At 72.7% G+C, this 22,152-nt stretch carries 19 protein-coding genes; 13 read left to right on the plus strand and 6 right to left on the minus strand.

All coding sequences use genetic code 11. From position 1 onward, the window contains the following. Window positions 1-66 precede the first annotated feature (66 nt). From PSQ21_RS07700 to PSQ21_RS07715, 4 genes are all read right to left on the minus strand, one after another. Complete coding sequence (locus PSQ21_RS07700) at window positions 67-801, minus strand: response regulator (RefSeq protein ID WP_274029668.1); 735 nt, start codon at window positions 799-801, stop codon at window positions 67-69. After that, a complete protein-coding gene (locus tag PSQ21_RS07705) occupies window positions 798-2,081 on the minus strand; it encodes a sensor histidine kinase (RefSeq protein WP_274029669.1) in 1,284 nt (427 codons plus the stop codon). Before PSQ21_RS07705 ends, PSQ21_RS07700 begins: the two co-directional genes overlap by 4 nt. A gap of 168 nt (window positions 2,082-2,249) precedes the next feature. Continuing rightward, complete coding sequence (gene pspAA / locus PSQ21_RS07710; RefSeq protein WP_274029670.1) at window positions 2,250-2,528, minus strand: PspA-associated protein PspAA; 279 nt, start codon at window positions 2,526-2,528, stop codon at window positions 2,250-2,252. 9 nt (window positions 2,529-2,537) lie between these two features. Beyond that, window positions 2,538-3,323 carry a PspA/IM30 family protein gene (locus PSQ21_RS07715; RefSeq protein ID WP_274029671.1) on the minus strand — a complete coding sequence of 262 codons (786 nt, stop codon included), beginning with the start codon at window positions 3,321-3,323 and terminating at the stop codon, window positions 2,538-2,540. A 319-nt stretch (window positions 3,324-3,642) separates the two neighbouring features. Here PSQ21_RS07715 and PSQ21_RS07720 point away from each other — a divergent pair, with 319 nt between their 5' ends. The 3 genes from PSQ21_RS07720 (at window position 3,643) to PSQ21_RS07730 (ending at window position 6,288) form a co-directional block, all read left to right on the plus strand. Beyond that, the gene (locus PSQ21_RS07720) at window positions 3,643-4,242 is read left to right on the plus strand and encodes a DUF3043 domain-containing protein (RefSeq protein WP_274029672.1); all 600 of its coding nucleotides are present in this window, start codon (window positions 3,643-3,645) and stop codon (window positions 4,240-4,242) included. Between the two features lie 98 nt (window positions 4,243-4,340). Further along, window positions 4,341-5,033, plus strand: coding sequence for a methyltransferase domain-containing protein (locus PSQ21_RS07725; RefSeq protein WP_274035669.1), 693 nt, complete (start codon window positions 4,341-4,343; stop codon window positions 5,031-5,033). 166 nt (window positions 5,034-5,199) lie between these two features. After that, window positions 5,200-6,288 (plus strand): S1C family serine protease, encoded by a 1,089-nt coding sequence (locus PSQ21_RS07730; RefSeq protein ID WP_274029673.1) that lies wholly within the window; start codon window positions 5,200-5,202, stop codon window positions 6,286-6,288. A gap of 89 nt (window positions 6,289-6,377) precedes the next feature. Here the strand turns inward: PSQ21_RS07730 and PSQ21_RS07735 are convergent, their stop codons facing one another. Beyond that, window positions 6,378-6,587 (minus strand): hypothetical protein, encoded by a 210-nt coding sequence (locus tag PSQ21_RS07735; RefSeq protein ID WP_097869396.1) that lies wholly within the window; start codon window positions 6,585-6,587, stop codon window positions 6,378-6,380. A gap of 78 nt (window positions 6,588-6,665) precedes the next feature. Here PSQ21_RS07735 and PSQ21_RS07740 point away from each other — a divergent pair, with 78 nt between their 5' ends. The 3 genes from PSQ21_RS07740 (at window position 6,666) to PSQ21_RS07750 (ending at window position 10,182) form a co-directional block, all read left to right on the plus strand. Continuing rightward, window positions 6,666-7,868, plus strand: coding sequence for a bifunctional adenosylcobinamide kinase/adenosylcobinamide-phosphate guanylyltransferase (locus PSQ21_RS07740; RefSeq protein ID WP_274029674.1), 1,203 nt, complete (start codon window positions 6,666-6,668; stop codon window positions 7,866-7,868). Window positions 7,869-8,065: 197 nt separating this feature from the next. Further along, complete coding sequence (gene cobT, locus PSQ21_RS07745; protein ID WP_274029675.1) at window positions 8,066-9,199, plus strand: nicotinate-nucleotide--dimethylbenzimidazole phosphoribosyltransferase; 1,134 nt, start codon at window positions 8,066-8,068, stop codon at window positions 9,197-9,199. Window positions 9,200-9,423: 224 nt separating this feature from the next. Next, window positions 9,424-10,182 carry a hypothetical protein gene (locus PSQ21_RS07750; protein WP_274029676.1) on the plus strand — a complete coding sequence of 253 codons (759 nt, stop codon included), beginning with the start codon at window positions 9,424-9,426 and terminating at the stop codon, window positions 10,180-10,182. On the opposite strand, the gene PSQ21_RS07755 is transcribed toward PSQ21_RS07750, so the two are convergent. Continuing rightward, complete coding sequence (locus PSQ21_RS07755; protein WP_274029677.1) at window positions 10,086-10,844, minus strand: hypothetical protein; 759 nt, start codon at window positions 10,842-10,844, stop codon at window positions 10,086-10,088. The genes PSQ21_RS07750 and PSQ21_RS07755 overlap by 97 nt on opposite strands. 88 nt (window positions 10,845-10,932) lie before the next feature. Between PSQ21_RS07755 and PSQ21_RS07760 the strand changes: the two genes are divergently transcribed. The 7 genes from PSQ21_RS07760 (at window position 10,933) to PSQ21_RS07790 (ending at window position 22,100) form a co-directional block, all read left to right on the plus strand. Then, window positions 10,933-11,715, plus strand: coding sequence for an adenosylcobinamide-GDP ribazoletransferase (locus PSQ21_RS07760; RefSeq protein WP_274029678.1), 783 nt, complete (start codon window positions 10,933-10,935; stop codon window positions 11,713-11,715). Between the two features lie 309 nt (window positions 11,716-12,024). Continuing rightward, entirely contained in the window at window positions 12,025-13,581 is a 1,557-nt protein-coding gene (locus PSQ21_RS07765; RefSeq protein WP_274029679.1) for a leucyl aminopeptidase, read from the plus strand. A gap of 369 nt (window positions 13,582-13,950) precedes the next feature. Next, complete coding sequence (gene lpdA / locus PSQ21_RS07770; protein ID WP_274029680.1) at window positions 13,951-15,339, plus strand: dihydrolipoyl dehydrogenase; 1,389 nt, start codon at window positions 13,951-13,953, stop codon at window positions 15,337-15,339. A gap of 62 nt (window positions 15,340-15,401) precedes the next feature. After that, entirely contained in the window at window positions 15,402-17,210 is a 1,809-nt protein-coding gene (sucB, locus tag PSQ21_RS07775) for a 2-oxoglutarate dehydrogenase, E2 component, dihydrolipoamide succinyltransferase (RefSeq protein WP_274029681.1), read from the plus strand. Between the two features lie 157 nt (window positions 17,211-17,367). Beyond that, window positions 17,368-17,991 (plus strand): GntR family transcriptional regulator, encoded by a 624-nt coding sequence (locus tag PSQ21_RS07780; protein WP_274029682.1) that lies wholly within the window; start codon window positions 17,368-17,370, stop codon window positions 17,989-17,991. A 268-nt stretch (window positions 17,992-18,259) separates the two neighbouring features. After that, entirely contained in the window at window positions 18,260-20,944 is a 2,685-nt protein-coding gene (gene aceE, locus PSQ21_RS07785) for a pyruvate dehydrogenase (acetyl-transferring), homodimeric type (RefSeq protein ID WP_274029683.1), read from the plus strand. Between the two features lie 172 nt (window positions 20,945-21,116). After that, a complete protein-coding gene (locus tag PSQ21_RS07790) occupies window positions 21,117-22,100 on the plus strand; it encodes a helix-turn-helix transcriptional regulator (RefSeq protein WP_274029684.1) in 984 nt (327 codons plus the stop codon). The last annotated feature ends 52 nt before the right edge of the window (window positions 22,101-22,152 follow it).

A 22,152-nucleotide genomic window follows, 5' to 3' on the forward strand; every position in this document is an offset into this window, starting at 1 on the left:
GGGCTGCTTTCTTATGCCGCGCATACCGCAGGTGGAGTACGCCCGTGTACGCCGTTGCTCCCCCGGTCAGTCCGACCGGGGACGCACCAGGCCCGATTCATAGGCGATTACCACCAATTGCGCCCGGTCCCGGGCTCCCAGCTTCGCCATCGCCCGGTTCACATGGGTCTTGACGGTGAGCGGGCTGACCGCGAGCCGCTCGGCGATCTGGTCGTTGGAGTGGCCGCCCGCGACCAGCACCAGCACCTCGCGTTCGCGGCCGGTGAGCGCCGCCAGCCGCTCCGCGTACTCCGCGCTGTCCCGCCCCTCCCCCGAAGTGCCGCCCTGGGCCAGGAAGGTGGTGATGAGCCCCTTGGTCGCCGCCGGGGAGAGCAGCGCCTCGCCCGCCGCGGCGATCCGGATGGCGTTGAGCAGTTCGTCCGGCTCCGCGCCCTTGCCGAGGAAGCCGGAGGCTCCGGCGCGCAGCGACTGGACCACGTACTCGTCGACCTCGAAGGTGGTGAGCATGACCACCCGCACCGCGGCCAGCTGCGGGTCGGCGCTGATCATGCGGGTGGCGGCGAGTCCGTCGGTGCCCGGCATCCGGATGTCCATGAGCACCACGTCGGCGCCCGTGGCGCGGGCCAGCTCGACGGCCTGGGCCCCGTCGGCGGCCTCGCCGACCACTTCCATGTCGGGCTCGGAGTCCACCAGCACCCGGAACGCGCTGCGCAGCAGCGCCTGGTCGTCGGCGAGGAGCACCTTGATGGGAGCCTGCTGCGGCACGGTCGTCGGTTCCGGTGCCGGTGTCGGCCGGGTCATCGGCAGAGCCTCGTTCCGCCCGCTGTGCCCGGCCGCTCCGGTTCACCCGTGCGGGCCTCGACCGGAAGGATCGCATGGACCCGGAATCCACCGCCGTACCGAGGCCCCGCGGTGAGGGCCCCGCCGAGGGCGGTGACGCGTTCGCGCATGCCGACCAGTCCGTGACCGCCGCCGTCCAGGTCGGGATCGGCCCCGGAGCCGGGCCGCCGGGAGGCGCTCCCCCGGCCGTTGTCGAGGACGGTGACCTCGGCGGTGGTGCCCACCCGTACGACGCTCACCTCGGCCGTGGCCCCGGCGCCCGCGTGTTTGCGGACGTTGGTCAGGGCCTCCTGGATGACCCGGTAGGCGGCCAGGTCGACGGCGGCGGGCAGCCGGTTCCCGTCGTCGGCGCAGGCCACCTCGACGGGCAGCCCCGCGTTGCGGAAGGTGCCGACCAGCTCGTCGAGGACGGCGAGCCCGGGGGCCGGTTCGGTGGGCGCCTCGGGGTCGCCCTGCTGGCGCAGGAGGCCGACGGTGACCCGGAGTTCGTTGAGCGCGGAGCGGCTGGCGTCCCGGACGTGGGCGAGTGCTTCCTTGGCCTGGTCCGGGCGCTTGTCCATGACGTGGGCGGCGACCCCGGCCTGGACGTTGACCAGGGCGATGTGGTGGGCGACGACGTCGTGGAGGTCCCGGGCGATCCGCAGCCGTTCCTCGGCGACCCGGCGGCGGGCCTCCTCCTCGCGGGTCCGCTCGGCCCGCTCGGCGCGTTCCCGGATGGCGTCGACGAACGCGCGTCTGCTGCGCACGGCGTCCCCGGCGGCCCCGGCCATCCCGGTCCAGGCGAACACACCGAGGTTCTCCTGGCTGTACCAGGGCGTCGATCCGAAGACCATGGCGACCGCCGTGAGCGCCCCCATGGTCAGCAGCCCGACCCGCCAGGTGGTGGGGCGGTCGGTGCGCGAGGCGACGGTGTAGAGGGCGATGACCGCGCTCATGACGACCGGTGCGGGCGGGTCCATCACCGTGTACTCGGTGGCCGAGAGGGCCCCGGTGACGGCGAGCACCGACATCGGACGCCGCCGCCGCAGGACCAGGGTGACGGCGGCGAGGACCATCAGGAGCACGCTGAACGGCTCGGGCGTGCGGGTCCCGAAGGTCTGCCCGTGTCCGGCGCCCGGGTCCACGAACGAGCCGCCGATCATCGCGACGAGGGAGCCGAGGGCAAGGGTCGCGTCGAGCGCGAGGGGGTGGTCCCGGAGCCAGCGGCGGGCGCGCGCGAAGCCGGACGAGAGGGTGGTCACGTCCAGCTACGGTACGCGGCCCGCCTCGGGGGGCGGGCCTACCCCGGGGAAGCCCCGGGGCCGGGCCCGGAGCGCCCCTGCCCCGCATCCGGCGGGCCGGGCGCGGGGCAGGGGGCGGGAAGGTGCTGGTACGGCGCTCCACGGGCCCGCCGGGGCCGGCCCGTGGATTCAGTTGGGGATGAGCCCGTCGTCGCTGAGCATGGCGGTGACGTCTTCGAGGGTGGCGTCGGGCGCCGGCAGGATCAGCTCGGACGGCTCCAGGGAGTCGTCCGGAAGCGGAGTGCCGAGCTCGCGCACCTTGTCCAGCAGCGCGTGGAGCGTCGTGCGGAAGCCGGGGCCGTCGCCGCTCTCCATCTCCTTGAGCAGGACATCGTCGAGCTCGTTCAGTTCGACGATGTGACTGTCGGCCAGCTTGACCTGGCCCTCCCCCATGATCCGTACGATCATGACACTGCCTTACTGCTTGTCGAACTTGTGCGGGGACGACTGCTGCGACGGCTGCGCGCTGTCCTGTGCGCCGCCCTCGATGGCCTGCTGCGAGGACGAGGAGCCGCCAGCCAGCTCGGCCTTCATGCGCTGCAGCTCCAGCTCCACATCGGTGCCGCCGGAGATCCGGTCCAGCTCGGCGGCGATGTCGTCCTTCGCCGTGCCGGTCGGGTCGTCCAGGGCGCCGGAGGCGAGCAGCTCGTCGATGGCGCCGGCCCGCGCCTGGAGCTGCTGCGTCTTGTCCTCGGCCCGCTGGATCGCGAGGCCCACGTCGCCCATCTCCTCGGAGATGCCGGAGAAGGCCTCGCCGATCCGGGTCTGGGCCTGGGCCGCCGTGTAGGTGGCCTTGATGGTCTCCTTCTTCGTGCGGAAGGCGTCCACCTTGGCCTGCAGCCGCTGGGCCGCGAGGGTGAGCTTCTCCTCCTCGCCCTGCAGCGTGGTGTGCTGCGTCTCCAGGTCGGTGACCTGCTGCTGGAGCGCGGCGCGCCGGGACAGCGCTTCGCGCGCCAGGTCCTCGCGGCCCAGCGCCAGCGCCTTGCGGCCCTGGTCCTCCAGCTTGGACGACTGGCCCTGCAGCTGGTTCAGCTGCAACTCCAGGCGCTTGCGGGACGTCGCGACGTCGGCGACGCCGCGGCGCACCTTCTGAAGCAGCTCCAGCTGCTTCTGGTACGAGTAATCGAGGGTCTCGCGCGGATCCTCGGCCCGGTCCAGGGCCTTGTTTGCCTTCGCGCGGAAGATCATCCCCATACGCTTCATGACACCGCTCATGGGCTTCGCGCGCCCCCTTCTGACGGACTGAGCTCCAGCACTCCCGATAGAACCCACAGTACGGGCCCTGTCTCTATTACCGCACTGTTCGGACGTCGATGTGCTCCTCCCCAAGGACGACTGCGTCCCGTGAACACTCCCGCCCAGGGTGTAGGCGGGGCTCCGGGACATTCTGGTGACGGGTGCGGGAACGGGTGGTTGACACCTGTATCTCCCCGTCGGGGCACCTGGGGGGACGCCGTCCGTTGCCGGATCGTTCCCGCCCGGGTTTCCGGGCTCGCGCGCGGACCCCGTACCCTTGGGTTTTGTGTTCCGTAGCCGCGCCAAGACAGAGAAGGCCCCCACCGACAAGGTGACGGCGGACCTCTCCCAGCAGCCCCGCGACCCGCAGGCTCCCAAGGGTCGCCCCACCCCCAAGCGCAGCGAGGCCCAGACGCAGCGGCGTCGTGCCGCGTCCGGTGCGCCGACCGACCGCAAGGCGGCCATGAAGCGCCAGCGCGAAGCGCGCCGCGCCGATCTGGCCAGGCAGCGCGAGGCGCTCGCCTCGGGCGACGAGCGCTACCTCCCGGTCCGCGACAAGGGCCCGGTCAGGCGCTTCGTCCGCGATTACGTGGACTCGCGCTTCTGCGTCGCCGAGTGGTTCCTGCCGCTCGCCGTGATCATCCTGATCCTCAGCGTGATCCAGGTGCAGAACATCCAGAGCATCTCGTTGCTGCTCTGGCTCGGCGTGATCATCCTGATCGTGATCGACTCGATCGGTATCTCGCTGCGCCTGAAGAAGCAGCTGCGCGAGCGCTTCCCGGACACGCCGAAGCGCGGAGCCGTGGCGTACGGCCTGATGCGCACGCTCCAGATGCGCCGACTGCGGCTTCCGAAGCCGCAGGTCAAGCGCGGAGAGCGGCCCTGAGCACGGAGGCCTCCGGCTTCACCGGGGCCTCCTCGGCGTGGCTGGCAGGTCTCGGCGGCGTACGCAACCAGGTCCGTCAGGAGCTCGTCGCGCGACAGCTGGACGAGCAGATAGCCGGGCGGTTCCCGGTGGGGCAGCGGCTGCGCGTCCTGGATGTCGGCATGGGCCAGGGCACCCAGGCCCTGCGGCTGGCCCGGGCCGGTCACTCGGTGACCGGCCTGGAGTCGGACTCCGAGATGCTGACGGCGGCCCGTGCGTCCCTGGCGACCGAGCCGGAGGGCATCCGGGAGCGGGTCAGGCTCATCGAGGGCGACGGCCGGGACACCGGTGTGCACTTCCTGCCGGGCAGCTTCGACGTGGTGCTGTGCCACGGCGTCCTGATGTACGTCGAGGAGCCGGACCCGATGCTGGCCGGGCTCGCCCGGATGCTGGCCCCCGGCGGGCTGCTCTCCCTGCTCGTACGGAACGCGGACGCGCTCGCGATGCGCCCGGGGCTCGCCGGTGACTTCGGCGCGGCCCTGACCGCCTTCGACACCGCCACGTACACCAACCGCCTCGGCCTCACCGTGCGGGCCGACCGGCTCGACGCGCTGCGGGCCACGCTTGCGGGGATCGCCGCCCCGCTGCACGCCTGGTACGGGGTGCGGGTCTTCACGGACAACGTGGCGGACGGGGCGGAGCTGCCGGCCGACGAGCTGGAGCGGGCCCTGGCCCTGGAGGACCGGGCCGGCCGGACCGATCCCTACCGCGGGGTGGCGGCGCTGCTGCATCTCTGCGGGGTGCGCGGCTAGAACAGGCGTCACGGCCGGAACGGCGGTCACGGCCAGAACGCCCGTCGCGGCCAGAGCAGACGTCACGGCCAGGACAGGTGTCACGGCCAGGGCAGGCGTCACGGGGGCGGGCCCGTTCGGCCCATCAGCACGGGCCCCCGGACGGGGCGGGCCCCAGACTCCGGATATGGACGTATCCCCCTCCCGCGGCCGGGCGCGCGGGCTGCTGCTTCCCCTGTCCGCGGCCGTCTGCGCCATCGCCCTGGCGGGCGGCTGCTCCGGTACGAGTCCGGCGGCGCCGGCCCCGGAGGCCAGCGCGTCCGGCACGACGCAGGGCGCGGTGAAGCGCGCCCCCGACGACCTGGAGAACGCCTACCGGGCCGTCATCAACGACGTACTGCCGTCGGTGGTGCAGATCGACGCCTCGGAAGGCCTCGGTTCCGGGGTCGCCTACGACGACAAGGGCCACATCGTCACCAACGCCCATGTGGTCGGCGACGAGAAGAGGTTCAAGGTCAGCGTCGCCACCGGGGAGGCGGTGCTGAGCGCCACTCTGGTCTCCTCCTACCCGGAGCAGGACCTGGCGGTGATCAAGCTCGACGAGGTGCCGGACGGGCTGAAGCCCGCGAAGTTCGGCGACGCGGGGAAGGTCCAGGTGGGGCAGATCGTGATGGCGATGGGCTCACCGCTCGGCCTGTCCAGCAGCGTCACCCAGGGCATCGTCTCCGCGCTCGGCCGGACCGTGAGCGAGAGCCGGGCGGGCGGCGGCACGGGCGCGACGATCGCCAACATGGTGCAGACGTCCGCGGCGATCAACCCGGGCAACAGCGGCGGGGCGCTCGTCAACCTCGACAGCGAGGTGATCGGGATTCCGACCCTCGCGGCGACCGACCCGCAGATGGGCGACAGCGCGGCTCCGGGCATCGGCTTCGCGATCCCCGTCTCGATGGTGAAGACGGTCGCCGACCAGATCATCAAGGACGGCAAGGTCACCGATTCGGGCCGGGCCGCGCTGAACATCACGGCCCGCACGGTCGTCGACGACAACTACCGCCCCGCCGGGGCGACGCTGGTCAGCGTGGACCGGGGCGGTGCGGCGGCCGATGCGGGGCTGAGGCCCGGGGACACCATCACGAAGATCGGGGATAGCGAGGTCACCACGGTCACCTCGCTCTCCGAGGCACTGGCCGACGACAAGCCGGGCCAGAAGGTGACCGTGACGTACACGCGCGACGGCGACAGCCGGACGGCGGAGGTCACGCTCGGGGAGATCTGAGCCCGGACGGCCGAAAGGGCGGGCGGTACGGGGATCTCCCCGTACCGCCCGCCCTTTCACCGCCCGGTTCCGCCCCGGGGCGGTGAGGGTCAGGCGCCGTCGGCCTTCAGGCTCATCGGGCCGTAGATCTTGGTGGTGTCCTCGAAGAGCGTCACCTGTGCGGCGCCGCCCTCCAGGAGCTCTTTCCAGAACTCACCGATCCAGGACTCCGCGTCGCCCTGGGTCGTGAACTCCTCCGGCTGCAGCGCCGGCTCCGTCTCCGTACCGTCGGACTTCTCGAACCGCCACGTCCACGCCATGCCAGCCTCCCGGGTCGCGTTGCTTCCCGAAGCGTAGCCGGACGCGCACCTCGTGCGGGGACACGGGAGGATCAAGGTGTGGAACTCACTCTGCTCGGCACCGGAGCCCCCGACGGGCTGCCGCACCCCTCCTGTCCCTGCGCGGCCTGCGCCTCGGCCCGTGGCCCGTGGGCGCGGGCCGCGACGGCGCTGCTGGTCGACGACGCGCTGCTGCTGGACCTCACGCCCGGGGCGGTGTTCGCCGCCGCCCGTGCGGGGCGTTCGCTGAGCGCGGTCCGGCAGGTGCTGCTGACGCACCCGCACGACGGGCCCGCCGTCGAACTGCCCGCCCTGTTGCCGCCGGCCGGCCGGGTGCCGGACGGTCAGGTCCTGACGCTGATCAGCGGTCACCGGGTGCGGGCGATGGCGATGGACGCCCCGGGGACCGGGTACGAGGTGACCGCCCCGGAGGGCCAGCGGCTGCTGTACCTGCCGCCGGGGGCCGCCCCCTCCGGCCTGCCCGAACAGCTGGACCGGCCCGTGGACACGGTCGTCCTCGATGTGATCGGGCGGCCCGACGCGGTGGCCCGGCTGCGGTCGGCCGGAGCGGTCGGTCCGACCACCGAGGTGATCGCGGTCCACCTGGACCACGACGCCCCGCCGGGTCCGGAGCTGGAGCGGCGGCTGGCGGCGGCCGGTGCGCGGGCGGTGCCGGACGGGACGACGCTGGTGGTGGGCGAGTACCGCGCGGTGCCGGACGTGCCGCGCCGGGTGCTGGTGACGGGGGGTGCGCGGTCGGGGAAGTCGCTGGAGGCGGAGCGGCGCCTGGAGACGTTCCCGGAGGTCGTGTACGTGGCGACCGGCGGCCGCCGCGACGGGGACCCGGAGTGGGCGGCCCGGATCGGACTGCACCGGGAGCGCAGGCCCGGCGCCTGGCGGACCGAGGAGACCTGCGAGGTCGCGGAGCTGCTGGGGGCGGACGGGCCACCGCTGCTGATCGACTGTCTGTCGCTGTGGCTGACCGACGCGATGGACCGGGTGGAGGCCTGGGAGGACGAGCGGTGGCACGACGGCGGCGAGGCGGCGCTGCGGGAGCGGGTGGCGGAGCTGGTCGCCGCGGTGCGCGGGACCCGGCGGCCGGTGGTGCTGGTGACCAACGAGGTGGGGTCCGGGGTGGTGCCGGCGACGTCGGCGGGGCGGCGGTTCCGGGACGAGCTGGGGCGGCTGAACGCGGCGGTGGCTTCCGAGTGCGAGCAGGTGCTGCTGGTGGTGGCGGGGCAGGTGCTGGTGCTACGGGGGTAGGAGACTCCCGGCGGGAGCCGGGGGGGGCGGGAGCGGGGGCCGGCCTCTTCCCCTTGGCCCCTGTTCGGGGCACGGTCCTTCCGGGGGGCCGACCGGTACTGTTCCGGCTGGGGGTGTGCTCCGCCGGACACGCCCTGGGGGCCCGCCGCCGGGTTCCCGGACCGGACCCGACGTGACGACCCGCGAGGCAGACCTCCGTGAACCTGGACGACTTCTCCGACCTGATCCAACGCCCCGACGGGGGTGTGCGGCGCGATGCCGAGGAGCGGCGCGAGCGGCTGACCGTGCCCCCGGGTGCGCTCGGGCGCCTGGACGAGCTGGGCGAGTGGCTCAGCGCCGCGCAGCAGTCCGTGCCGGTCAGGGCCGTCGAGCAGCCGCGGCTGGTGCTCTTCGCCGGTGACCACGGGGTGGCGGAGCTGGGCGTTTCGGGCCGGCCGGCGGGAAGCGCGTACGAGCTGGTGCGGGCCGCCCTCGACGGGGCGAGCCCCGTCTCGGTGCTGGCGCGGCGCTTCTCGGTGCCGATGCGGATCGTGGACGTCTCCCTGGACTGCGATCCGGAGCTGCTGCCCGAGTCCGTGGTGCGGCACCGGGTGCGGCGGGGTTCGGGGCGGATCGACGTCGAGGACGCGATCAGCGCGGAGGAGGCCGGGCAGGCGGTCCGCCTCGGCATGGCGATCGCCGACGAGGAGGCGGATTCCGGCACCGATCTGGTGGTGCTCGGCGACCTCAGCGTGGGCGGGACCACGGCCGCGGCCACCCTCGTCGCGGCGCTCTGCGGGACGGACGCCTCCGTGGTGACCGGGCGGGGCGGTGCGGGCATCGACGACCTGGCGTGGATGGTCAAGTGCGCGGCGATCAGGGACGCGCTGCGCCGGGCCCGGCCGGTGCTCGGCGACCAGCTGGAGCTGCTGGCCACGTCGGGCGGCGCGGATCTGGCGGCGATGACGGGGTTCCTGTTGCAGAGCGCGGTGCGCCGGATGCCGGTGATCCTGGACGGGGTCGTCTCGGCGGCCTGCGCGCTGGTGGCGCAGCGGGCGGCGTTCCGGGCTCCGGACTGGTGGCTGGCCGGCCAGGTCAGCGGGGAGCCGGCGCAGACGAAGGCGCTGGACCGGATGGCGCTGACCCCGCTGCTGGACCACGGCGTGACGGTGGGCGAGGGCAGCGGCGCGCTGCTGGCCCTGCCGCTGGTGCAGGCGGCGGCGGCGCTGGCCGCCGAACTGCCGGAGCGGGAGCGGGAGCCGGAGAAGACCGTGGACGCGGAGACCGCGGAGACAGCGGAAGACGCGGAGTCGGGGCCGGAGTCGGAGGCGGCGGCCCTCGACGGGGTCTGAGACCCGGGCTCCCCCTCGCGCGGAAGAGACCGGCATCACTCGGGTGTCGCTGAACTCCGCCCTGCCCCGGTCCGTCTTCGCGTGGGGACGCGGCTCGGCGCGCATCCTCGCCGATGCCGCGTACCGACCGACCCGGGGGCCTGTTCCATGCTGTTCGAGAAGCGCGTACGAGCCGTGCCGCTGTTCGCGAAGAGCGGATGAGCCGTGCTGTCCGGGGAGAGCGGATGAGCCGTCTGCCCGCCCTGCGCCGGGCGGCGGTGCGGGAGTGGGGCCCGCTGTTCACGACAGTGCGGCAGGGGCTCGCCGGGCGCGGGGTGCGGGCGCTCGCGCTGACGACGGTCGCGGTGGCGCTGACCGCGACCGTGCAGGTGGTGCAGAACCAGGCCTGGGGCCACGGGCCGGTGCGGCTTCTCGGAGCCGTACGGGCCGAGGACCCGCTCTGGCTCGCTCTCCTGCGTACCCCGCTGTCCCTGTTCGTGCCCGCGCTCGATCTGCCGGTGTGGGGCGCGCTGGCCCAGATACTGCTGGTGTTCGGCGTCGCGGAGGTGTGTCTGGGGCGGTGGCGGACGCTCGCGGTGGCGTATCTGGCGACGCTGGCCGGGACGCTGTACGCGCGGATCGGCGTCGCGCTCGGGCCGGAGGTGTTCCCCGGGCTGCCCGCCTCCGACGCGCAGGTGGTGGACACCGGCCCGTCGGCGGCCGTCGTGGGGCTCGCGGTGTACGTCTGCCACCGGCATCGCGCGTGGTTCACCGGGGCGCTGGTGGTCCTCGCGATGATCGTGGAGGTCCTGGTCAAGGACAACCTGGCGGGGCGTGAGCATCTGGCCGCCATCGCCGTCGTCGTGATGGTGTGCGGCGTACGGGAGTGGCGCGGGCCGCGGCGCGCTCAGGGCGCGGGCGGCGGCGGGACGCGGTCCGGGGCGCCGCCGATGAGGTCCTGGAACTTGCGGCGCGGCCCGGCCCAGCGCACGTCGTGGTGGTAGGCCCGCAGCAGCGCCCGGGAGCGGGCCCGGTGGCGGTGGCGGTAGAAGCGCCTGGCCCAGGGTGAGGTGGGGCGGGCCAGTCTCACCGCGCCGACCAGGGCGACGAACGGGACGAGGGTGCCGAGCACCGCCATCCGCAGCTTGCCCTTGAACAGGGCGGTCAGGACGAAGCAGAAGTTGATGACGTAGGTCGTGATGAGGCCGAGTCTCCCCTGCTGCTCCTCGTCGGTGACGTCGTCGACGCCCAGCGGCGAGAAGCCCGCCAGGACCAGCGCCACCAGCGAGACGGTCAGCACGACCACCTCCACGCTCTGGCGGCCCTCCTCGGTCCAGTACACGTCGTCCAGATGCAGGATCAGGGCGAACTCGTCCAGCACCAGGCCGGCCCCCACCCCGAAGATCACCGCGCAGATCCCGGCGGCCAGGCCGTGCCGCCCGGTGGCCACCGCGCCGAATCCGCCGATCACCGACAGCACGACGCCCGGCACCACGTGGTGGATGTGCACCCCGCCCGGGGTGATGTCGCGGAACGGGCCCTTCCCGGCGCGGATCATGCGGGTGATGGTGCGGGTGATCGCGAAGGTCAGGACGAAGGCCGCCAGCGCGAGGAGCAGCGGCGTCTTGCCCGGCTCCGCGATGTTGTCGTGCCACCAGTGACCCATGCCACCCACTCCCGATACGTCAGGTTTCGCGGCGATTGGCGCGTTTCGCCCAATCTATCGACGGGGCCCAGCGGCTAGCCTGCGCGCGGTGACCTCCCTGAACAGCCACGGCATACGTTTCGCCTTCGGCACCCTGACCGTGCTGCCCGTCCGCGTGACCCGCTGGGACCGCGCGACCGCCCGCTCCGGCATGCTCTGCGCCCCGCTGGCCGGGCTCGTCGTGGGGCTGCTCGCCGGGGCCCTCGGCTCGCTGTCGTCGCTGGCAGGCTCGGGGCCGCTGCTCGCGGCGGTCGCCTCCGTCGCGGTCCCCGCCGCTCTCACCCGGGGGCTGCACCTGGACGGCCTGGCGGACACGGCGGACGGCCTCGGCAGCGGGAAGCCGGCCGCCGACGCGCTGCGGATCATGAAGCAGTCCGACATTGGGCCGTTCGGTGTCATCACGCTGCTCCTGGTGCTGCTGGCCCAGGTCGCCGTCCTCTTCGAGCTGTACGGGGAGGGCTGGGCGCACGGGGCCGTCGGGGCCGCCGTCGCGGGCGTCGCCGCCCGTCTCGCGCTGACCCTGGCATCCCGTCAGGGCGTCCCGGCGGCCCGGCCGGAGGGGCTCGGCGCGGTGGTGGCGTCCACGGTCCCGGGTGGGCGGGCGCTGCTGGTGGCGGTGGTGACGGTGGCGCTGTGCGCGGCGGCGGGCGCGCTGCTGGGCCCGTACGGGGCGCTGCGCCACGCGCTCGCGGTGCTCGGTGCGCTCGCCGCCGCCGAACTGCTGCTGCGGCACTGCGTGCGGCGGTTCGGCGGGGTCACCGGGGACGTCTTCGGGGGCGTCGAGGAGACCGCGGCGACGGCGGCCCTGGTGGCGCTGGCGCTCGGGACCTGACGGCGGGGCACATCGCCGGGGCATCGGTGCCACTCCCGGCGCAGCTGCCGCCTCGACCGTCGCCGCAGCCATCGCATCGGCCCTCACATCGGCCGTCGCCGCGTCCGTCGCCGCGTCCGTCGCATCGGCCGTCGCATCGGCCGGAACCGACCGCCGTAACAGTCGGAACGGGCCCGCCGCCGTCACGGAGCAGGAACCGCGCGCGTAGGCTCATTCCCGGCACATCGTCGGGGCGTCTACGATGCGCCGGGCACGGTCGGCCCACCCCTCGACCGAACTCGAACTCAACGGAAGCGAGATTTCACCACCGTGACTGCTCTCACTCTCAGCACTGCCGGTGCGGCGACGCTGCGCGCCGACGCACTCGTCGTCGGCGTCGCCAAGGGCACCGGGCCGAAGTCGGGTCCGGTCCTCGCACCGGGCTCCGAGGCCGTGGACAAGGCGTTCGGCGGAAAGCTCGCCGCCGTCCTCGCGACCCTGGGCGCCACCGGTGCCGAGGGCGAACTGACCAAGCTGCCCGCCGCGTCCGGCCTCAAGGCCCCGGTCGTCGTCGCGGTCGGTCTCGGTCCGGTCCCGGACAAGGAGGACGCCTACGACGCCGAGGCGCTGCGCCGCGCGGCGGGCACCGCGGCCCGTGCGCTGCACGGCTCCAAGAAGGCCGGCTTCGCGCTGCCCGCCGCCTCCGTCGAGGACGCCGCCGCCGTCGCCGAGGGCGCGCTCCTGGGCGCGTACGCCTTCACCGCCTACCAGGGCGGCGAGAACAAGCTGGCCCCCAAGGACGCGAAGTCCAAGGACAGTGGCCCGAAACTGCCGCTCGCCGAGGTGGCTCTGCTCGGCGCCAAGCCGCGCGACAAGGCCTACAAGGCGGCCGTCGAGCGCGCCCTGGCCCTGGTCGAGGAGATCAACCGGGCCCGCGACCTGATCAACACCCCGCCGAACGACCTGTACCCGGAGTCCTTCGCCGCCGTGGCCACCGCCGCGGGCAAGGAGCACGGCGTCAAGGTCCAGGTCCTCGACGAGAAGGCCCTCGTCAAGGGCGGCTACGGCGGCATCCTCGGCGTCGGCCAGGGCGCCGAGCGCGGCCCGCGCCTCGTGAAGCTCGCCTACACGCACCCGAAGGCGGAGAAGACCCTGGCCCTGGTGGGCAAGGGCATCACCTACGACTCGGGCGGCATCTCGCTCAAGCCGGCCGGCCACAACGAGACGATGAAGTGCGACATGGCCGGCGCCGCCGCCGTGTTCGCCGCCGTCGTCACGGCCGCCCGCCTGGGCCTGAAGGTCAACGTCACCGGCTGGCTGGCGCTGGCCGAGAACATGCCCTCCGGCAACGCCACCCGCCCCGGTGACGTGCTCCGCATGTACAGCGGCAAGACCGTCGAGGTGCTCAACACCGACGCCGAGGGCCGCCTCGTCCTGGCCGACGCGCTGACCCGCGCGTCGGAGGAGAAGCCGGACGCGATCGTCGACGTGGCGACCCTGACCGGCGCGATGGTGCTGGCGCTCGGCAACCGCACCTTCGGTGTGATGGCCAACGACGACGCCTTCCGCACGTCGATCCACGAGATCGCCGAGGAGGTCGGCGAGCCGTCCTGGCCGATGCCGCTCCCCGCCGACCTGCGCAAGGGCATGGACTCCCCCACCGCCGACATCGCCAACATGGGCGAGCGCATGGGCGGCGGCCTGGTGGCCGGTCTGTTCCTGAAGGAGTTCGTGGGCGAGGGCATCGCCTGGGCGCACCTGGACATCGCGGGCCCGGCCTTCCACGAGGGCGCGCCGTACGGCTACACGCCCAAGGGCGGCACCGGCTCCGCGGTCCGCACCCTGGTGCGGCTCGCCGAGCGCACCGCCGCGGGCGACCTCGGCTGAGTTCCCGCCTTCCGTCGCGTACGGCCCCGGGCACAGGTCCGGGGCCGTAGGTGTTCTCGGAGCGGAAGCGGCAAGGATGAGCGGCGGAGGACGGATGGGCGAGGGCGGGCGAGCGGGTTTCGCTCTCGACGAACACCGCCCGAATCCGTAGCGATCCACGCAGCAGTAACCCTCCGGAACGGACGATCATCCGTCCCGGACCCGGGCCCCGCGTCCCGCCCACCGTCGACAAGTGCGAAGATGGGTTCTCGGCAGGACAGGGCCCCCACCACAGGGCCGAAGACAAAAGCGGCCGCACACCAGCCGACCGGCCGGTCACACCCCAGCCATGGGGCCCGGCGTACGGCGCACATGCATGGAGGACGTGACGTGGCGAACGACGCCAGCACCGTTTTCGACCTAGTGATCCTCGGCGGTGGCAGTGGCGGTTACGCCGCGGCCCTGCGCGGAGCGCAGCTGGGCCTGGACGTCGCCCTGATCGAGAAGGGCAAGGTCGGCGGCACCTGCCTGCACAACGGCTGCATTCCCACCAAGGCGCTGCTGCACGCGGGCGAGATCGCGGACCAGGCCCGCGAGTCGGCCCAGTTCGGCGTGAAGGCGACCTTCGAGGGCATCGACATGGAGGCCGTCAACAAGTACAAGGACGAGGTGATCTCGGGCCTGTACAAGGGTCTCCAGGGACTCATCGCCTCGCGCAAGGTCCACTACATCGAGGGTGAGGGCAAGCTGTCCTCCCCCACCTCGGTGGACGTGAACGGCCAGCGTGTCCAGGGCCGCCACGTGCTGCTGGCGACCGGCTCCGTGCCGAAGTCGCTGCCCGGCCTGGAGATCGACGGCAACCGGATCATCTCCTCGGACCACGCGCTGAAGATGGACCGCGTCCCGAAGTCCGCGATCGTGCTGGGCGGCGGCGTCATCGGCGTCGAGTTCGCCTCGGCGTGGAAGTCCTTCGGCACCGAGGTCACCATCGTCGAGGGCCTCAAGCACCTCGTCCCGGTCGAGGACGAGAACAGCTCCAAGCTTCTTGAGCGCGCGTTCCGCAAGCGCGGCATCAAGTTCAACCTCGGCACCTTCTTCGACAAGGCCGAGTACACCGAGGACGGCGTCCGCGTGACGCTCGCCGACGGCAAGACCTTCGAGGCGGAGCTGCTGCTCGTCGCCATCGGCCGCGGCCCGGTCTCGCAGGGCCTTGGCTACGAGGAGCAGGGCGTCGCGATGGACCGCGGCTATGTCCTGGTCGACGAGTACATGCAGACCAACGTCCCGACGATCTCGGCCGTGGGCGACCTCGTCCCGACCCTCCAGCTCGCCCACGTCGGCTTCGCCGAGGGCATCCTGGTGGCGGAGCGGCTGGCCGGTCTGAAGACCGTCCCGGTCGACTACGACGGCGTGCCCAAGGTGACGTACTGCCACCCCGAGGTCGCCTCCGTCGGCATCACCGAGGCCAAGGCCAAGGAGATCTACGGCGCGGACAAGGTCGTCGCCCTCAAGTACAACCTCGCGGGCAACGGCAAGAGCAAGATCCTCAAGACCGCGGGCGAGATCAAGCTCGTCCAGGTCAAGGACGGCGCCGTGGTCGGCGTCCACATGGTGGGCGACCGCATGGGCGAGCAGGTCGGCGAAGCCCAGCTGATCTACAACTGGGAAGCGCTGCCCTCCGAGGTCGCCCAGCTCATCCACGCACACCCGACGCAGAACGAGGCGATGGGCGAGGCTCACCTGGCGCTGGCCGGCAAGCCTCTCCACGCCCACGACTGATCCCCCGGTCCCGGGCGCGACGACCGACCACTTCCGCAATTTCGTAAGGAGCAACTGAAACCATGTCGGTTTCCGTAACCCTTCCGGCGCTCGGCGAGAGCGTCACCGAGGGCACTGTCACCCGTTGGCTGAAGGCCGAGGGCGAGCGTGTCGAGGCCGACGAGCCGTTGCTCGAGGTCTCGACCGACAAGGTCGACACCGAGATCCCGGCCCCCGCGTCCGGTGTTCTGTCCTCCATCAAGGTCGCCGAGGACGAGACCGTCGAGGTCGGCGCCGAGCTGGCCGTCATCGACGACGGCTCGGGCGCTCCGGCCGAGGCCGAGGCCCCCGCCGCCGAGCCCGCCTCCACCCCGGCCCCGCAGGCCGAGGAGGCGCCCACCGCCCCGTCGACCGAGACCGAGGCTCCGGCCCAGGCCCCGACCGCCGAGGCGACCACCGGCGGTTCGTCCGCCGAGGGCACCGACGTCACCCTTCCGGCGCTCGGCGAGAGCGTCACCGAGGGCACCGTCACCCGCTGGCTCAAGGAGGTCGGCGAGGAGGTGGCCGAGGACGAGCCGCTGCTGGAGGTCTCCACGGACAAGGTCGACACCGAGATCCCCGCCCCGGTCGCCGGTGTGCTGCTGGAGATCGTGGTCGGCGAGGACGAGACCGCCGAGGTCGGCGCGAAGCTCGCCGTCATCGGCGCCCCGGGCGCTGCCCCGGCCGCCGCTCCGGCGCAGCCCGCCGCCCCGGCGCAGGAGGCCCCGAAGGCCGAGGCGCCGAAGGCCGAGGCGCCGAAGGCCGAGGCGCCGAAGCAGGAGGCCCCCGCGGCTCCCGCCCCGGCCCCCGCGGCTCCGGCCGCTCCGGCCCCGGCCCCCGCGGCTCCCGCCGCTCCGGCTCCGGCGCAGCCCGCCCCCGCCGCCCCGGCACCGGCCGCCCCGGCCGCGCCCTCCGGTGACGACGGCGCGTACGTCACGCCGCTGGTCCGCAAGCTCGCGTCCGAGAACAACGTGGACCTGGGCTCGGTCAAGGGCACCGGCGTCGGTGGCCGTATCCGCAAGCAGGACGTCGTCGCCGCCGCGGAGGCCGCCAAGGCCGCCGCGGCCGCTCCGGCCCCGGCAGCCGCCGCTCCGGCGGCCGCCAAGGCGCCGAAGCTGGAGGCGTCCCCGCTGCGCGGTCAGACGGTCAAGATGACCCGCATGCGCAAGGTCATCGGCGAGAACATGATGAAGGCGCTGCACTCGCAGGCCCAGCTGACCTCGGTCCTCGAGGTCGACATCACCAAGCTGATGAAGCTGCGCAACCAGGCGAAGGCCTCCTTCGCCGCCCGTGAGGGCGTCAAGCTGTCCCCGATGCCGTTCTTCGTGAAGGCGGCGGCCCAGGCGCTGAAGGCCCACCCGGTCATCAACGCCCGGATCAACGAGGACGAGGGCACCATCACGTACTTCGACTCGGAGAACATCGGCATCGCCGTGGACGCCGAGAAGGGTCTGATGACCCCGGTCATCAAGGGTGCGGGCGACCTGAACATCGCCGGCATCTCCAAGAAGACCGCGGAGCTCGCGGGCAAGGCGCGCGGTGGCGGCCTGACGCCGGACGACATGTCCGGCGCCACCTTCACCATCAGCAACACCGGTTCGCGCGGCGCCCTGTTCGACACGGTCATCGTGCCGCCGAACCAGGCCGCCATCCTGGGCATCGGCGCCACGGTCCGCCGCCCGGTGGTCATCGACCACCCGGACCTCGGCGAGACGATCGCGGTGCGCGACATGACGTACCTCTCGCTCTCCTACGACCACCGTCTGGTGGACGGCGCGGACGCCGCCCGCTACCTGACGTCGGTCAAGGCGATCCTGGAGGCCGGTGAGTTCGAGGTCGAGCTCGGCCTCTGAACACCCCTGCTGTAACCAGCCTCACCAGCGGCGCCCCCGCCCGGAAACCATCCGGGCGGGGGCGCCGCCGTATTGTCTAGGCCGGAGCGGCACCACAGAAGGCCTACCGCCGCCGTGATGATGTAGGCAGCACCGGTCTGCCCTGAAGGAGCCCTCCATGACCCCGCCCGTCGTCCACTCGCTGCGCGAACAGATCCGCGAGCACATCGTGGAGGGGATCGTCAGCGGGCGCTGGAAGCCGGGTGAGCGGATCGTGGAGCGCCGCATCGCCACCGAGCTGGAGGTCAGCCAGACGCCCGTGCGCGAGGCGCTGCGCGAGCTGGAGACGCTCCGGCTGATCGAGTCGGCCCCCAACAAGGGCGTCCGCGTCCGCAACCTCACCGCGGCCGACCTGGAGGAGAGCTACCCGGTCCGGGCCGGCCTGGAGCAGATCGCGGCGGAGCTGGCGGCCCCGCGGCTCGGCCGGGACTGCTCGGCGCTGGCCCCGCACGTGGCCGCGCTGTACGAGGCGGACCGGCTGGCCGACGGCGAGGCGCAGGTGCGGCACACGGTCGGCTTCCACCGGGAGCTGGTGCGGGCCGCCGGGAACGCGGTGCTGCTGCACACCTGGGAGGGGCTGGGCATCGAGGTGTTCACGGCCCTGTCGATCCGCTGGCTAGGCACGGTGCAGAAGTCGTACGCGGAGGAGCACCAGGCACTCATCGACGCGTTCCTCGCCGAGGACCCGGCGATCGGGGCCCTGGTGAAGGCGCATGTGCTGGGCTGCGCGCCCCGTGCCTGACTCCTCCTGCGAGATGCCGATCATCTGGCGTCCGACCTGCTCTTCCGTGCAGGTCAGCGCCCCATTTGCACGCTATTTCGCGTCACTCCGTGCCCCCTTTCGAGGCACCCCATGCCACTTTTCTTCGCATCGAGAAGTTTTGCCTTCAATCCTTTGATCGATCATCGATCAGCGCCTTACAGTTCATCTCGCGGGCCCACCGGCCCCATCGCCCTGTCCTGCCAGCCAGGGCCTTCTCCACCCCCCTCCTCCCCGGAAGGCGGCGATCATGACCGACCCCGTAGGAAAGCTTCCGAGCGAGCTCGACCAGCTCCCGGACCGTGACCCCGAGGAGACCGCCGAATGGGCGGCCTCCCTGGATGCCGTCACCCAGGCCGCCGGTCCGCACCGTGCCGCGTACCTGATGCGCCGCTCGCTGCAGCACGCCGAGGGCGCCGGTCTCGCGCTGCCCAAGCTGCTGGAGACCGATTACGTCAACTCCATCCCCACCTCCGCCGAGCCCGCGTTCGACGGTGACCTGGAGATGGAGTCGAGGATCACCGCGTGGAACCGCTGGAACGCGGCCGCGATGGTCACCCGGGGAGCCCGGTACGGGGTCGGCGGCCACATCGCCACCTTCGCCTCGGCGGCCTGGCTCTACGAGACCGGCTTCAACCACTTCTTCCGCGGCAAGGAGGGGGACGGCTCGGGCGACCAGCTCTACATCCAGGGCCACGCCTCCCCCGGCATCTACGCCCGCGCCTTCCTCGACGGCCGGCTCACCGAGCAGCACCTCGACAACTTCCGCCAGGAGTCCGGTGGCGAGGGCCTGCCCTCCTACCCGCACCCGCGGCGGCTGCCCTGGCTGTGGGAGTTCCCCACCGTGTCGATGGGCCTCGGCCCGCTCTCGGCGATCTACCAGGCGCGCTTCAACCGCTATCTGGCCAACCGCAACATCAAGGACACGGCCAACTCGCACGTCTGGGCCTTCCTGGGCGACGGCGAGATGGACGAGCCCGAGTCGACCGCGGCCCTCGCGCTGGCCTCCCGTGAGCAGCTCGACAACCTGACCTTCGTCATCAACTGCAACCTGCAGCGTCTCGACGGCCCGGTCCGCGCCAACTTCCGCGTGGTCCAGGAGCTGGAGGCGCAGTTCCGCGGGGCCGGCTGGAACGTCGTCAAGACGCTCTGGGGCAACGCCTGGGACGAGCTGTTCCAGCTGGACACCACGGGCGCGCTGCTGCGCCGCCTGCGCGAGGTCCCGGACGCGCAGTTCCAGACGTACGCCACCCGCGACGTCGCCTACATCCGCGAGCACTTCTTCGGTGCCGAGCCCGCGCTCGCCGAGCTGGCGAAGCTGCTGACCGACGCGAAGATCGCCGAGTGTTTCTACACCTCGCGCGGCGGCCACGAGGCCCGCAAGGTGTACGCGGCGTACAAGGCGGCCGTCGAGCACAAGGGCGCGCCGACCGTGATCCTGGCCCAGACGGTCAAGGGCTACACGCTCGGCAAGGGCTTCGAGTCCAAGAACGCCAACCACCAGATGAAGAAGCTGTCGATCGACGAGTTCAAGGGCATGCGCGAGCTGCTCGGCCTCCCGATCCCCGACAGCGCCTTCGAGGACGGTCTCGTCCCCTACGGCCACCCCGGCGCCGACTCCCCCGAGGTCCGCTACCTCCAGGAACGCCGTGCCGCACTCGGCGGCCCGGCCCCGGCCCGCCGGATGCACGCCGCAGCTCCGCTGCCGCAGCCCGAGGAGCGCGCGTTCAAGGCCCTGTACAAGGGGTCCGGCAAGCAGGAGATGGCCACCACCATGGCGTTCGTCCGCCTGGTGAAGGACCTGATGCGGGACAAGGAGACCGGCAAGCGCTGGGTGCCGATCGTCCCGGACGAGGCCCGTACCTTCGGTATGGAGTCCCTCTTCCCGTCGGCCGGCATCTACTCGCCGCTGGGCCAGACGTACGACCCGGTCGACCGCGACCAGCTCATGTACTACAAGGAGGCCAAGGACGGCCAGATCCTCAACGAGGGGATCACCGAGGCCGGGTCCATGGCCGACTTCATCGCCGCCGCCACGTCGTACGCGACGCACGGCGAGACGATGATCCCGTTCTACATCTTCTACTCGATGTTCGGCTGGCAGCGGACCGGCGACCAGATGTGGCAGCTCGCCGACCAGCTCGGCAAGGGCTTCATCGTCGGCGCGACGGCGGGCCGTACGACCCTGACGGGTGAGGGCCTCCAGCACGCGGACGGCCACTCGCACCTGATCGCGGCCACCAACCCGGCCTCGCTCAACTACGACCCGGCGTTCGCGTACGAGGTAGCGGTGATCGTCAAGGACGGTCTGCGGCGGATGTACGGCGAGGCGGCCCCCGGCGAGGACTCGGACGTCTTCTACTACCTGACGGTCTACAACGAGCCGAAGCCCCAGCCCGCGATGCCCGAGGGTGTCGAGGAGGGCATCGTCAAGGGCCTGTACCGCTTCAAGGAGGGCACGCCCGCGAAGGCGGACGCGCCGCGCCTGCAGCTGCTGGGCTCCGGTACGGCGATCCACTGGGCCCTGGAGGCCCAGGAGCTGCTGGCCGCCGACTGGGGTGTCACGGCCGACGTCTGGTCCGCCACCTCGTGGGGCGAGCTGCGCCGCGACGCGCTGGAGGCCGACGAGGCGCTGCTCCGCGGTGAGCAGCGGGTCCCGTACGTGACGCAGGCGCTCTCCGGTGCGCCGGGTCCGGTGCTCGCGGTCAGCGACTGGATGCGTCAGGTCCCGGACCAGATCAGCCAGTGGGTGGAGCAGGACTGGTCCTCGCTCGGCACGGACGGCTTCGGCCTCTCCGACACCCGCGACGCGGCCCGCCGCCACTTCGGCGTCGACGCCCAGTCGATCGTGGTGGCCTCGCTGGCCCAGCTCGCCCGGCGCGGCGAGGTCCCGGCCTCCGCGGTCAAGGAGGCCCGGGAGCGCTACGGGCTCTGAGCCACTCCCGTACAGATCGCTCCCGTACGGACCCCTCCTGTACGAAGCCGAAGCCCCCGGTCCCCGGAGCGTGCGCGTCCGACGACGCGCCCGCGCCGGCGGCCGGGGGTTCCGCGTCGGTGGCCGGGGCTTCCCGCGTGGCCCACCGTGCCGGTGCCGCCACAATGGGCCCATGCGTGCTGCCCGGCTGATCAAGATGGTGCTGCTCCTGCAGGCCCGCCCCGCGATGACCGCCGCCGAGCTGGCGGCCGAGCTGGAGGTGTCGGAGCGTACGGTCACCCGGGACGCGCAGGCGCTCTCCGACGCGGGCGTCCCGGTGTACGCGGAGCGCGGCCGGGCCGGCGGTTACCGGCTCGTCGGCGGCTACCGCACCCGGCTGACCGGCCTCGCCCGGGACGAGGCGGAGGCGCTGTTCCTCTCCGGGCTGCCCGCCGCGCTGCGCGAGATGGGGCTGGAGGACGCGGCGTCCGCCGCCCGCCTCAAGGTGTCGGCGGCGCTGCTGCCCTCCCTGCGCGACGCCTCCTCCTCCGCCGCCCGCCGCTTCCACCTGGACGCGCCCTCCTGGTACCACGAGCCGGAGACCCCCGAGCTGCTGCCCGCGATCGCCGACGCGGTCTGGGACGACCGTCTGCTGCGCGTCCGTTACCGCAGGGGCGGGGGCCGCGAGCAGGAGGGGACGGAGGTGGCGCGGGAGCTGGCTCCGTACGGACTCGTCCTGAAGGCCGGGGTCTGGTATCTCTGCGCCAGGGCGGGCGAGGACTTCCGGGTCTACCGGATCGACCGCTTCACCGCCGTGGAGCCGGCCGAGGGACGCTTCGACCGGGACGAGGGCTTCGACCTGCCCGGGTTCTGGGAGGAGCGGGCCGCCGGGTTCGCCCGGTCCCTGCTGCGTACCGAGGTGACCGTACGGGTGTCCGGGCGCGGGGCGCGGCTGCTGGCGTACGCCGGTGACCGGGCGGCGGCCGCCGCCGCGCTCGCGAAGGCCTCCGAGCCGGGTCCGGACGGCCTGCGCACCCTCACGCTGCCGGTGGAATCACTGGACGTCGCCTACGGCCAGCTGCTGGCGCTGGGGCCCGAGTTGGAGGTCCTGGCGCCCGAGTCGCTGCGGGTCCGGTTCGCGGAAGCCGCCGAACGTCTGCGCGAGATGTATCGCTGAAAGGCTTCAATTCGGTGTCTGCGCGTGCGGGAGCCCCCGGCAGGCTGGATGC

It is taken from the genome of Streptomyces sp. MMBL 11-1 (assembly GCF_028622875.1).
In the GTDB taxonomy this organism is placed as follows: Bacteria; Actinomycetota; Actinomycetes; order Streptomycetales; family Streptomycetaceae; genus Streptomyces.

What these genes read in the sequence shown, in the direction of transcription:
- PSQ21_RS07715 (WP_274029671.1), bottom strand. Translation starts at nt 3,323, where the DNA reads ATGAAGCGTATGGGGATGATCTTCCGCGCGAAGGCAAACAAGGCCCTG.
- sucB (WP_274029681.1), top strand. Translation starts at nt 15,402, where the DNA reads ATGTCGGTTTCCGTAACCCTTCCGGCGCTCGGCGAGAGCGTCACCGAG.
- aceE (WP_274029683.1), top strand. Translation starts at nt 18,260, where the DNA reads ATGACCGACCCCGTAGGAAAGCTTCCGAGCGAGCTCGACCAGCTCCCG.
- PSQ21_RS07735 (WP_097869396.1), bottom strand. Translation starts at nt 6,587, where the DNA reads ATGGCGTGGACGTGGCGGTTCGAGAAGTCCGACGGTACGGAGACGGAG.
- PSQ21_RS07700 (WP_274029668.1), bottom strand. Translation starts at nt 801, where the DNA reads ATGACCCGGCCGACACCGGCACCGGAACCGACGACCGTGCCGCAGCAG.
- PSQ21_RS07750 (WP_274029676.1), top strand. Translation starts at nt 9,424, where the DNA reads ATGAGCCGTCTGCCCGCCCTGCGCCGGGCGGCGGTGCGGGAGTGGGGC.
- PSQ21_RS07790 (WP_274029684.1), top strand. Translation starts at nt 21,117, where the DNA reads ATGCGTGCTGCCCGGCTGATCAAGATGGTGCTGCTCCTGCAGGCCCGC.
- pspAA (WP_274029670.1), bottom strand. Translation starts at nt 2,528, where the DNA reads ATGATCGTACGGATCATGGGGGAGGGCCAGGTCAAGCTGGCCGACAGT.
- PSQ21_RS07730 (WP_274029673.1), top strand. Translation starts at nt 5,200, where the DNA reads ATGGACGTATCCCCCTCCCGCGGCCGGGCGCGCGGGCTGCTGCTTCCC.
- PSQ21_RS07780 (WP_274029682.1), top strand. Translation starts at nt 17,368, where the DNA reads ATGACCCCGCCCGTCGTCCACTCGCTGCGCGAACAGATCCGCGAGCAC.
- PSQ21_RS07755 (WP_274029677.1), bottom strand. Translation starts at nt 10,844, where the DNA reads ATGGGTCACTGGTGGCACGACAACATCGCGGAGCCGGGCAAGACGCCG.